Source organism: Pedococcus sp. 5OH_020 (genome assembly GCF_027812955.1).
Lineage (GTDB): Bacteria > Actinomycetota > Actinomycetes > Actinomycetales > Dermatophilaceae > Pedococcus.
In genome coordinates, this window is sequence record NZ_JAPYZV010000001.1 from 772,033 (window position 1) to 783,609 (window position 11,577).

12 protein-coding genes and 1 tRNA gene are annotated in these 11,577 nt (G+C 70.9%); 8 read left to right on the forward strand and 5 right to left on the reverse strand.

The annotated features are described in order from the left end of the window. Positions 1–15 precede the first annotated feature (15 nt). From PHA84_RS03395 to PHA84_RS03410, 4 genes are all read right to left on the reverse strand, one after another. On the reverse strand, positions 16–1,494 hold the full coding sequence (locus tag PHA84_RS03395; RefSeq protein WP_270886674.1) for an MFS transporter: 1,479 nt from the start codon (positions 1,492–1,494) through the stop codon (positions 16–18). Between the two features lie 142 nt (positions 1,495–1,636). Then, a complete protein-coding gene (locus tag PHA84_RS03400) occupies positions 1,637–2,227 on the reverse strand; it encodes an isochorismatase family protein (RefSeq protein ID WP_270886675.1) in 591 nt (196 codons plus the stop codon). A 9-nt stretch (positions 2,228–2,236) separates the two neighbouring features. Beyond that, on the reverse strand, positions 2,237–3,484 hold the full coding sequence (locus PHA84_RS03405; RefSeq protein WP_270886676.1) for a kynureninase: 1,248 nt from the start codon (positions 3,482–3,484) through the stop codon (positions 2,237–2,239). 137 nt (positions 3,485–3,621) lie between these two features. After that, complete coding sequence (locus tag PHA84_RS03410; RefSeq protein WP_270886702.1) at positions 3,622–4,920, reverse strand: nicotinate phosphoribosyltransferase; 1,299 nt, start codon at positions 4,918–4,920, stop codon at positions 3,622–3,624. Positions 4,921–4,945: 25 nt separating this feature from the next. Here PHA84_RS03410 and clpS point away from each other — a divergent pair, with 25 nt between their 5' ends. From clpS to PHA84_RS03435, 5 genes are all read left to right on the forward strand, one after another. Next, positions 4,946–5,236, forward strand: coding sequence for an ATP-dependent Clp protease adapter ClpS (gene clpS / locus PHA84_RS03415; protein ID WP_270886677.1), 291 nt, complete (start codon positions 4,946–4,948; stop codon positions 5,234–5,236). Next, positions 5,237–5,863 carry a DUF2017 domain-containing protein gene (locus PHA84_RS03420; protein ID WP_270886678.1) on the forward strand — a complete coding sequence of 209 codons (627 nt, stop codon included), beginning with the start codon at positions 5,237–5,239 and terminating at the stop codon, positions 5,861–5,863. It abuts the gene before it with no gap. Between the two features lie 74 nt (positions 5,864–5,937). Continuing rightward, positions 5,938–6,759 (forward strand): glutamate racemase, encoded by an 822-nt coding sequence (murI, locus tag PHA84_RS03425; protein WP_270886679.1) that lies wholly within the window; start codon positions 5,938–5,940, stop codon positions 6,757–6,759. Continuing rightward, positions 6,756–7,523 carry an MBL fold metallo-hydrolase gene (locus tag PHA84_RS03430; protein WP_270886680.1) on the forward strand — a complete coding sequence of 256 codons (768 nt, stop codon included), beginning with the start codon at positions 6,756–6,758 and terminating at the stop codon, positions 7,521–7,523. Before murI ends, PHA84_RS03430 begins: the two co-directional genes overlap by 4 nt. 29 nt (positions 7,524–7,552) lie before the next feature. Next, positions 7,553–8,269, forward strand: coding sequence for an MBL fold metallo-hydrolase (locus PHA84_RS03435; protein ID WP_270886681.1), 717 nt, complete (start codon positions 7,553–7,555; stop codon positions 8,267–8,269). 55 nt (positions 8,270–8,324) lie between these two features. Here the strand turns inward: PHA84_RS03435 and PHA84_RS03440 are convergent, their stop codons facing one another. After that, positions 8,325–9,125, reverse strand: coding sequence for a deoxyribonuclease IV (locus tag PHA84_RS03440; RefSeq protein ID WP_270886682.1), 801 nt, complete (start codon positions 9,123–9,125; stop codon positions 8,325–8,327). 167 nt (positions 9,126–9,292) lie between these two features. On the opposite strand from PHA84_RS03440, the gene rph reads away from it, so the two are divergent. The 3 genes from rph to PHA84_RS03455 all read left to right on the forward strand — a co-directional run bounded on the left by rph (position 9,293) and on the right by PHA84_RS03455 (position 10,776). Continuing rightward, a complete protein-coding gene (gene rph, locus PHA84_RS03445) occupies positions 9,293–10,063 on the forward strand; it encodes a ribonuclease PH (protein WP_270886683.1) in 771 nt (256 codons plus the stop codon). Then, a complete protein-coding gene (rdgB, locus tag PHA84_RS03450) occupies positions 10,060–10,674 on the forward strand; it encodes an RdgB/HAM1 family non-canonical purine NTP pyrophosphatase (protein ID WP_270886684.1) in 615 nt (204 codons plus the stop codon). The genes rph and rdgB overlap by 4 nt, the downstream gene beginning before the upstream one ends. 20 nt (positions 10,675–10,694) lie before the next feature. After that, a tRNA-Leu gene (locus tag PHA84_RS03455) sits at positions 10,695–10,776 on the forward strand. The last annotated feature ends 801 nt before the right edge of the window (positions 10,777–11,577 follow it).

The window sequence follows — 11,577 nt, forward strand, 5'->3', positions numbered from 1 at the left end:
AGGAACCGCTCCCTGTCAGACAGACTCGGAGGCCAGCGCCGAGCCGCGCCGGGCATAGACCACGTACGTGACCAGAGCCATCACGGCGTAGGCGCCGATGAAGACCCACAGGGCCGGGACCAGCGAGCCGTAGGCCTGCTTCGCCATGGCGAACCCTCGGGGGATGAGGAAGCCGCCGTAGGCGCCGACGGCACCTGCGATGCCGAGGCACCCCGCGGCGGCCTTGCGCCGCACCGCGAGGGTGGCCGCGTCCGTGGCGCCGGCGCGGAACACCGCGGGGATCATCCGGTATGTCGCCCCGTTGCCGAGCCCCGCGCCGACGAAGAGCACCAGGAAGGCGGCGAAGAAGAGCCCGAAGCTGTGCTGCCTGAGACCGGTGATCGCTGCGAACGCACCGACCCCCAGGATGGCGAAGGACGCGATCGTGAGCCGAGCCCCGCCGACGCGGTCAGCGGCGGCGCCGCCGAGCGGACGGGTGAGGGCCCCGACGAGCGCGCCGAGGAACGCCAGCTGCAGTGGGGCGTGCGGGAACTGCGTCTTGAGCAGCGTCGGGAAGGCACCGGCGTAGCCGATGAAGGACCCGAAGGTGCCGATGTAGAGGAACGAGATGATCCAGGTGTGCCGTGTCCTGGTGGCGTCGGCGAAGGCGCGGTAGTCGGACCGGACGCCCGTCAGGTTGTCCATGAAGCGCCAGGCACCGACTGCGGCCAGCACGGCCAGTGGGATGAACAGGAGACCGGCCCGGTCGAGGTGTGTGCCGGCACCCACGGCGACGACCGCGGGGACCACGAGCTGGACGACGCCGGTCCCCAGGTTTCCTCCGGCAGCATTGAGCCCCAACGCCTTTCCCTTCTCCGCCTCGGGAAAGAAGAACGAGATGTTGGTCATGGAGGAGGCGAAGTTGCCGCCACCGAAGCCGGCCAGCGCGGCGCACGCCAGCAGTACTCCGAAGGAGGTCTCGGGGCGGCCGACCACCCAGGCCAGGGCAGTGGCGGGAAGCAGCAGCAGCAGAGCCGAGATGACGGTCCAGTTGCGGCCACCGAACCGGGGGACCGCGAAGGTGTAAGGGATCCGGATGGTGGCCCCGACGAGGCTGGGCAGGGCGATGAGCCAGAACTGCTGGTTCAGCGTCAGGTCGAAGCCCGCACCCGGCAGCAGTGGGACGACGACGCTCCACAGCGCCCAGACGCAGAAGCCCAGGAGCTCGGCCGCGATGGAGAAGCTCAGGTTCCGGCGGGCGATGGCGCGGCCACCGCCGCGCCAGAAGACGGTGTCCTCCGGGTCCCAGTGGTCGATCCACCGGCCGCGCGTCCTCGCCGGCGCCGTAGGCGTGGCTCGCGCTGTGGTGGCGGTTGCCGCGGAGGTGCGGGATGAGGTCGACGCTTCGTCACCATTGACAGTGCCGGCAGGGGAGGTGCCGGCAGGGGAGGTGCCGGCAGGGGAGGTGCCGGTGGGGGAGGTGCCGGTGGGGGAGGGCTGCGGGGGAGCAGACATGCGGGGCTCCTTCTCGGGGGCCAGAGGGCTCTGGTCGGTACCCCGGAAGGGTGGCAAGGCGGTGTTTCGCGAGGGGGCGGCAGCCGTAAAGCGTCCGTAACAGTTCCCGCACAGCGGTGCAGTCGCGGCTGTGAGAACAGGGCTAGCCGGAGACGACCTCGCCGGTCGTCCGCACCTGCGCCTCCCGCAGGTCGCGCAGCGCTCTCTCAGTGGTCTGCGGTGCCACGGCCGCTGTCAGGTGGAGCAGCACCGTGGTCTGGAAGCCGTCCTTGGCGGCGTCCAGCGCAGTCGCGCGGACGCAGTGGTCGGTCGCGATCCCGACGACGTCGACCTGCTCGACCACCCTGTCGCGCAACCACTCTGCGAGCCCCACGCGTCGGTCCGCGTCCACGGTGAACCCCTCGAACCCGCTGTAGGCAGCGCTGTGGTGGCCCTTGCGGAACACGGCCTGGACATGGTGCAGAGCTCTCTGGGCCGCAGGGTGGAAGAGGGCTCCGTCGCTGCCGACCCGGCAGTGCGCCGGCCACGACTCGACGAAGTCCGGGTGATCGCTGAAGTGGGCACCGGGAGCCTCGTGCCAGTCGGCGGTCGCGACGATGGCGGCGTACTCCTGGTGATGTGCGGTGACGTGCTCGCTGATCCTGCGCGCCACCTCGGCGCCACCGGGGACGGCCAGTGAGCCGCCCTCGCAGAAGTCGTTCTGGACGTCGACGAGGATGAGGGCACGGCTCATCCGCCCACGCTACTGCCCGGCGTCGAGCCGCACGATCGCATCGCGCAGCGCCAGCATCCCGGTCGCGACCTCCGCGAAGCTCGTGCTCAACGGGGACACCCCGATGCGGATCCCGTCCGGGTCGCGGTAGTCCGGGATGACGCCCTCGCGCCACAGCGCCGCCGTCACCTCCCGGAACCCGTGACGGCGCAACGTCACGTGTGCCCCCCGTACGGCGCTCTCGCGGGGGCTGGCCACCTCCACCCCGAGTGGGGCCAGCAGCGCGTCGGCCATACGGATGACCAGCTCTGTCAGGGCGACCGACTTGGCGCGGATGGCGTCCATGCCCGCCTTCTCGACTAGGTCGAGGCTGGCGTCCAGGGGCACCATGGCGAGGATCGGCGGGGTGCCGGAGATGAAGGACCGGATGCCCTCGGCCGGCTCGTAGCCCGGACCCATGTCGAAAGCGTCCCTGCGCCCGATCCAGCCCCAGATCGGCTGGCGCAGCAGCCCGTGGTGTCGGGCGGCCACGTAGCCCCACGCCGGGGACCCCGGCCCTCCGTTGAGGTACTTGTAGGTACAGCCCACGGCGAGGTCCGCGCCCCACTCGTCCAGGGCCACCGGCACGGACCCGCCACTGTGGCACAGGTCCCACAGCACCAGGCCCCCCGCGTCGTGGACCGCCGCCGTGATGCCCGGCCCGTCGGCGAGGAAGCCGGAGCGGTATGCGACGTGGCTGAACACGGCCAGACCCGTCTTGGGCCCGACGGCCTCGCGCACCTGCTCGAGCGTCACCCCGCTGCGCTGGTCGGCCTCGATCCAGCGCAGCGTCAGCCCACGCTCGGCGGCGATGCCCTCCAGGATGTAGCGGTCCGTGGGGAAGTTGTCGGTGTCGAGCACGATCTCTGTGCGGCCCTGGGCGGCCTGGGCGTCGACCGCGGCGCGGCACAGCTTGTACAGCAGCACCGTCGTCGAGTCGGCGACGACGGTCTGGCCGGCCGCGGCCCCGAGGACCAGTCGGCCGAGCCGGTCACCGAGCCGGTGCGGCCAGTCCAGCCACTGCTCGTCCCACGCCCGGATGAGCCTGCCGGCCCACTGCTGGTCGATGAAGTCCGCCAGCCTGCCGGGGACGTCGGCGACCGGGCGCCCCAGCGAGTTGCCGTCGAAGTAGGCCACCAGGTCGCTGGACTCGGGTGCCAGGAACCGGTCGCGCAACGGGCCGAGCGGGTCGTCGGCGTCCAGGGCGGCTGCTTCGGTGCGGAAGTCGTGGTCGGCCATTGGATGATGTTACGCCATCCTGTCGGCCGTCAGCAAAACGCAATAGCTCCAGCTGAGCGGTGCTCGTCGGCACAGTGCCCGTCGGGCCAGCGCTCGTCGGGCGCTGGCCCGTGGGCCCAGCCGGATGCTGGTGCACCTCATGACCGCGGAAGGTACTCGGTCGGGATGGCCGGTTCCCCCCGCTGCAGCTGGCGCGCTTCCGCCGGCAGCTCGGCGAGAGAATCAACGTGCCGCTGCCGGGCGGCCTCCAGCGTAGGGCGGGAGGGTTCGACCACGACGCCGTTGTGGAGCAGCGGCAGGAGGAGCGCCCGGTCGTCCCCATCGTCGGCCGGTGGCTCGCCGATCCCGATGACTTCCGCGTGCGCCATACCCTTGGCGTCGCGGCGCCGCAGGGCGAACTTGCGGCCGCCGACGGACTGCTTGTCCTGGCTCTTCTTCGCCACGCCGACCATCGTGCCGGAGTCGTCCTCGCGGGAGACGAGCTTGTACACCATGCCGGCAGTCGGCGCCCCGGAACCGGTGACCACCGAGGTGCCGACGCCGTACAGGTCCACAGGTCCGGCAGCCAGCCCCGCGATGGCGTACTCGTCGAGGTCCGACGTGACGACGATCTTGGTTGCGGTGGCACCGAGCGCGTCGAGCTGCTCGCGCACCTCCCTGGCCTGGGTGAGCAGGTCCCCGGAGTCGAGCCGCACCGCCCCGAGCTCCGGACCGGCGAGCTCCACCGCGAGCGCGACCGCGGTGGGGACGTCGTAGGTGTCGACGAGCAGGGTCGTGCCCTTGCCGAGTGACGCGATCTGGGCGGAGAACGCCTCTCGCTCGTCGTCGTGCAGGAGCGTGAAGGCGTGCGCCGCCGTCCCGGAGGTGGGCACGCCATGGCGCCGGCCGGCCTCGAGGTTGGAGCTCGTCGCGAACCCCGCGACGTACGCAGCACGTGCAGCGGCGACCGCAGCCTCCTCGTGGGTGCGACGGGAGCCCATCTCGATGCACGGCCGTGACCCGGCGGCCGAGGTCATCCGCGACGCTGCCGAGGCGACCGCGCTGTCGTGGTTGAGGATGCTGAGGACCACCGTCTCGAGGAGCACTCCGTGCGCGAAGTCCGACTCCACGACCAGCACCGGTGAGCCGGGGAAGTAGCACTCCCCTTCCGCGTACCCCCAGATGTCGCCGGTGAAGCGGAAGTCGGCGAGGAAGTCCAGGGTCGCGTCATCGACGACGTGGCTGTCGCGCAGCGGTGCCAGCTCCTGCGAGCCGAACCTGAACGCCTCGACCGCCTCCAGCAGCCGGCCGGTGCCGGCGACCACCCCGTACCGTCGACCGTCCGGGAGGCGCCTCGCGAAGACCTCGAACACGCACCGTCTGGAGGCGGCGCCGCTGCGCAACGCAGCCTCCACCATCGTCAGCTCGTAGTGGTCGGTGAGCAGTGCGGTGGACATCACCAGGGCAGCCTATGGTGGTGCCGTGTCGATTGCCCCGGTGGAACAGGAGAGCCGCACGGTCAGTCCGGATGCCGAGGTGGACGTTCCCTGGATCACGCTGGTGTGGAACGACCCGGTGAACCTGATGAGCTACGTGACGTTCGTGTTCCAGACCTACTTCGGCTACCCCAAGAGCAGGGCCGAGCGACTGATGATGGACGTGCACACCAAGGGCCGGGCCGTCGTCTCGACGGGGACGCGCGAGCGGATGGAGACGGACACCGAGGCCCTCCAGGGGTATGGGCTGTGGGCAACGTTCCAGAAGGACAGCTGAGTGGCTCGGGGCTTCAAGAAGCGGCATGACCGCTTCGTCGCCAAGCTGGACGCGGTGGAGCGCGGACTGGTCGTCGGCCTCATGGAGCAGGTCCGCGAGCTCGTCGAGCCCGAGCAGTCCGCAAGCGCGGAGGGCGGCGGCGACGAGTTCGACGCCATCGTGGCCGGCCTAGGAGGGGTCGGTATGGGGGTGTCGCTGTCCGCCGCGGACCAGGTGGCCGACCTCTCAGGCCGGGTGCCCCCGCCGCGCGACCCCGCCCTCGACCGCATCTTTCCCACCGGCAACCTCGAGGACGAGCAGGTCGCCGCGGAGTTCCGCCGGCTGACCGAGCAGGGTCTGCGGGCTCGCAAGACGTCGAACCTCGACACTGCGATAGCGGCCCTCTCCGCGCCGCAGGAGCAGCGCGTGTCGCTCGACCACGACCAGGCGGTGGCCCTGGTCGTCGCTCTCACCGACGTGCGTCTCGTCCTCGGGGAACGCCTCGGGCTCAAGGGCGACGACGACGTGGAGCTCCTCGAGGAGCAGGTGTCCGGACTGCCCGAGGACGACCCGGCGGTGTACGCGCTCGCGGTGTACGACTTCCTCACGTGGCTGCAGGAGACGCTCGCACACGCGCTGATGCCGTGACGTGTCCGGGGGTGTGACGGACGAGACTGTGGAGCGGTGCCTCGCGTCGGTGCGTGCGCCCCTAGCCTTGACCCGTGGCAGATGCACCCATCGGGATCTTCGACTCGGGCTATGGCGGTCTCACCGTCGCCCGCGCCGTCCTGGACCAGCTGCCACACGAGTCGATCGCCTACTTCGGCGACACTGCCCGCGCCCCGTACGGTCCCCGCCCGATCGCGCAGACCCGCCAGCTGGCCCTGGAGTGTCTGGACCGGCTGGTCGACCACGGCGTCAAGGTGCTCGTCATCGCCTGCAACACCGCCAGCGCTGCTGTCCTGCACGACGCCCGGGAGCGGTACGAGGTGCCGGTCGTCGAGGTGATCCGGCCTGCGGTCCGCCGGGCCGCCGCTGCCACCCGCAACCACCGCGTCGGGGTGATCTCGACGAGGGGCACCCACCAGTCCGGCGCCTACCTCGACGCCTTCGCAGCCGCGCCTCAGCTGCAGGTCTCCAGCGTCCCGTGCCCCCGGTTCGTGGAGTTGGTGGAGTCGGGGGTCACCAGCGGGGCGGAGGTCATCGGGGTGGCCCGCGAGTACCTGGCGCCCCTGGTGGAGCGTGAGGTCGACACCCTGGTCCTCGGCTGCACGCACTACCCGCTGCTCACCGGTGCCATCTCGTACGTCATGGGCGAGTCGGTGACGCTGGTGTCGTCGGCGGAGGAGACCGCCAAGGACGTCTACCGCGTCCTGGCCGACGGGGACGCGTTGCGTCCGAGGCACCTGCCACCACCGAGCCATGGCTTCACGACGACGGGCGACGCCGCGGAGTTCACCCGCCTCGCGCGCCGGTTCCTCGGTCCGGAGGTGGGCTCCGTCTACGGCAACGCGGCCACGCGCGCGGTGGAGGCGGTCCGATGAGGCTCACGGTCGTGGGGTGCTCCGGGTCCTTCGCCGGACCGGAATCGCCCGCCTCGTCGTACCTCGTCCAGACCGAGCAGGCCGGACGGACCTGGTCGATCGTGCTGGACCTCGGGAACGGGGCGCTCGGTCCGTTGCAGCGGCACCTGGACCCCGCAGAGCTCGACGCCGTGTTCATCAGCCACCTCCACCCGGACCACTGCGTCGACATCTGCGGGCTGTACGTCACGAGGAAGTACCGGCCGGGTGGCGCAGTGCCCGGGAGGCTGGCCATCCACGCGTCGGCCGGGGCGGAGAAGCGGTTCGCGCTGATGTACCACGGCCTGGAGAACACCGCTATGTCGCAGGAGTTCGCGGTACAGGAGCTGGCCGACGCGCACGTGACCCGGGTCGGCCCGTTCACCGTCACGGCGTACCGGGTGAACCACCCGGTGGAGGCGTACGGCTTCCGGGTGGAGGCCGACGACGCCGTGCTGGCGTACACCGGTGACACCGATGCCTGTCCGGCGCTCGGGCGGCTGATGACCGGGGCCGACCTGGCGCTCATGGACAGCGCGTTCGTCGACGGTCGGGACGAGACCGCCGGCGTGCACCTGTCGGGCAGCCGCGCGGCCCGCGCGGCGCAGGAGGCAGGAGGCGTGAAGCGCCTCATGCTCACGCACATTCCCCCGTGGAACGACCCCGAGGTATGCCGCGCGCAGGCGGCGGCGGTGTGGTCGGGGCCTCTCGACCTCGCCGTCCAGGGGAAGACCTACGAGGTCTGAGGGCTTGGCTCGCGGCTAGGCTCACGCCCATGGCGAGACCAGCGGTGGTTCCTCTCGTGCCGGGCATCTGGCGCGTGCCGCTGCTCGGCGACTTCGTCAACGGCTTCATCCTGCGTGACGACGACGGCCAGGTGACCCTGCTCGACATGGGGGTCAAGCAGTCTGGTCCGAAGGTCATGGCTGCGCTGGCGGCGATCGGGTCGGGGCCTGCGGACGTCACTCGCCTGCTTCTGACCCATGCGCACCCCGACCATGCCGGGGGTGCCGCGTACGTTGCGGGCGCGACCGGGCAGCGGTTCGGGATCCACGAGGACGACGCACCGTACGCTCGTGCTGGTCAGTCGCCGCACCGCGACCCCTCCATCCGGCTGGGCCGTCTGTGGAACCGGCTGGGCAGCGGGTCGTTCCCCGCGGTACCGGTGGCTGAGACCTTCACCGACGGTCAGCTGGTCCCCTTCGCGGGTGGACTGGAGGTCGTGCACACGCCCGGGCACTCGCCCGGCCATGCGGCATACCTGCACCGGCCGTCAGGGGTGCTCATCACGGGGGACTCGATCTTCAACGTCCGCGGGCTGCGGTGGCCGATCAAGGCCTTCTGCAGCAGCTTCCGGCTCACCACCCAGACCGCTCACCGGCTCGCCGACCTGGACTACACGACGGCGGCGTTCACCCACGGCCCCGAGCTGCGGGTCAACCCGCGGGAGCAGATCCGCGCGTTCCTGCGCACCCATCCACCCGTGGTGTAGCCGCCGTCTCGACACCGTCACGACGCGGTCGACCTCAGCCCACGGTCGATCCGCGCTACAGGCGCTCTCGGAGCCACTCCAGATCCTCGCGCTGCCCCTCCAGCCCTCCGCGGGTCTCGATCACGACGGGGGCATCGGCGCCTCGCACGACGCCTGCCAGCTCGTCCGGGTCGATGAGGCCGGACCCGAGGTTGGTGTGCCGGTCGGCCCCCGAGCCGAACTCGTCGCGGCTGTCGTTGCAGTGGACCAGGTCGATCCGGCCGGTGATGGCCTTGATCCGCTCCACCGCCGTGCCGAGCTCGATCCCGCCCGCATGCGCGTGACAGGTGTCGAGGCAGAAGCCCACCTTCTCGCTCCCTTCCGCGGCGCCGATGGCGTCCCAGACACGGCCGATCCGCTCGAGCGTGCGGGCCATGGCATTGTCACCGCCGGCGGTGTTCTCCAGGAGGAGCGGCACCTTGAGGTCGGTGGCCTCGACCGCCTTGCGCCAGTTGTCGAAACCCTTGTCGACGTCCTCGGCCTTGTCGACGTGCCCGCCGTGGACAACGAGGCCCTTCGCGCCGATGGAGGCTGCCGCGTCGACGAACTGCTGGAGCAGCTTGCGGCTGGGGATCCGGATGCGGTTGTTCGTCGTGGCGACGTTGATGAGGTAGGGAGCGTGGACGTAGAGCGCGACGTCGGCCGCCTCGGCAGCTGACCTGAGCGCCTCCGCACCACCCTCGTAGGCGATCTCGGGGCCCTTGTACCCCTGGGGGTTGCCCAGGAAGAACTGGCTCAGGCTCGCGCCCCGGTCCTGCGCAGCCGTGACGGGGTCGACGGAGTCGACGTGGGCACCGATGGCGAGGGTCGCAGGCATACCGCAACCCTAGGACGCCCCCCTGACTCCGAAGTCCGGGACTTCGGCTGCTGTACGGCGTGTCGTTGCCGAAGTCCCGGACTTCGGCGCAGGGACGCGCACTCGGCCCAGGGAACGTGGGAGGACCGGTGCGCTCTCTGTGCCCTCGCACGCTTAGCCTTGCGCACGTGACTGAGACGACTTCGGCGACCGCGACCCGCCACGACGGACGGACCCCCGACCAGATCCGCGAGGTACGGATCACGCGCAACTGGCTGGACCATGCCGAGGGCAGCGTGCTGGTCGAGTTCGGCCGGACCAGGGTGCTGTGCGCGGCCTCCTTCACCGAGGGGGTTCCCCGCTGGCTGAAGGGCAAGGGCACTGGCTGGGTCACCTCCGAGTACGAGATGCTGCCGCGCGCCACCAACACGCGCTCTGACCGCGAGTCCCGCAAGGGCAGGGTCGGCGGGCGCACGCACGAGATCAGCCGGCTCATCGGACGGAGCCTGCGCGCCATCATCGACACCAAGGCGCTGGGGGAGAACACGATCGTGCTCGACTGTGATGTGCTGCAGGCCGATGGTGGGACCCGGACGGCGTCGATCACCGGCGCGTATGTCGCGCTGGTCGACGCCATCGAGGATGCCCGCGGCAAGGGGCTGATCGCCAAGAACGCGCAGCCCCTCACGGGGTCGATCGCGGCCGTGAGTGTCGGCATCGTCGACGGCCGCGCCGTCGTCGACCTGGACTACCCGGAGGACTCCACCGCGCAGACCGACATGAACGTCGTCATGACGGGTGACGGGCGCTTCGTGGAGGTGCAGGGCACGGCGGAGGGCGCACCCTTCGACCGGGCCATGCTCGACGCCCTGCTGGATAAGGCCGTCGTGGGCTGCACGGCGCTGACCGTCCTGCAGCAGGAGGCCCTCGCGGCCATGCCCAGAGCGCGGGCCCTGTGAGCACGCGCCGCATCGTCCTGGCGACGCAGAACGCCCACAAGGTCGCCGAGCTACGGGCCATCCTCGCCGACGTCGCCTCGGAGCTCGACCTTGAGGTGGTCGGAGCGTCCGACTGGGCCGACGCCCCCGACGTCGTGGAGGACGAGGTCAGCTTCGAGGGGAACGCCCGGCTGAAGGCGCAGGCCCTTGCTGCTCACACAGGGCTCCCGGCGGTGGCCGACGACTCCGGGCTGGCGGTCGAGGTGCTCGGCGGTGCGCCCGGGATCTTCAGCGCGCGCTGGGCAGGGCGGCACGGAGACGACCGCGCCAACCTCGACCTCCTGCTGGCGCAGCTGGCCGACGTGAAGGACGAGCATCGCGCGGCTGCCTTCGTCTGTGCCGCAGTTCTCGCACTCCCGGACGGGACGTTCCGCTCCACGGAGGGCCACCTCTCCGGCAGCCTGGCGCGAGAGCCGAAGGGCACCAACGGTTTCGGCTACGACCCAGTGCTGGTGGTCGAGGGAGACGGGCGGCATGCGGCGGAGCTGTCCGCCGAGGAGAAGAACGCCATCTCTCATCGCGGCAAGGCGTTCCGGGCACTGGTACCGCACCTGCGCGAGCTGCTGGGCTGAGGTCGTAGAGTGCTGACCGCGCGCAAGTGGCGGAATTGGCAGACGCGTCAGGTTTAGGTCCTGATGCCTTCGGGTGTGCGGGTTCGAGTCCCGCCTTGCGCACCGACTGACCTGCGAAAGCGTGTCCGGATGTGGACGGTTTCCACGCGCTGTCCACGCCCCGGGTGCCTGCCCCGCACGTGCACCTCGGGCTGGATGTTGGTTTTCCGCCGCTCATGCCGACCGTCGGGCGGACGGAAGGCCGGTTCCCCGATGGCAAGTGTTCGACAGCGCACGGTCGTTGACAGGTGCGGTGGCACCAGGACGGCGCCGCCCCGGCGGAGACGTTCGCCGACCGGGCGCAGGCGCGGCGGTTCCAGGGTTGGGTGCAGGCGGCGGGAGAGCGCTACCCGGCCGGCTGGGTCCCCGGACACGGTTTCCAGACCGACGCCACGTGCCGCGGTCGACCGACCGCAGGACCGGGGTCGCGGCAGCCGGCCGCGCGCCGGGTGAGTCCCCGCTGCTGTTCGTCAAGACCGAGGGGGCCGCATCCGCAACGGCACCTTCCACCAGCGTCAGTGGAACCCCGCCGTCGAGCGCGCAATGGAGGCCGGGCTGAGCCAGCGCCCCCGCGTGCACGACCTGCGGCACTCCCACGGCTCCCTGATGCTGGCCGAGGGCAACTCCATGTGAGCTCCCCGAGGGTGAGACCCGCATGCGCCGGACCACAACCCAGCCCGTGCATAGCATCAAGGGACAGGGACCGCGGACCGCTACCACCGCCGCCTCGTCGCAGGACGGTCAAGAACTATGGAACGACGCCGAGCGGGGTGTGGGGCGGAAGGCCAGGCAGTGCCCCGCGGGGTGGTGGGCTTTGAGGGCTGATCCTCGGTGCCTACTCGCCGCTTTGGAGGGCGGCGATGG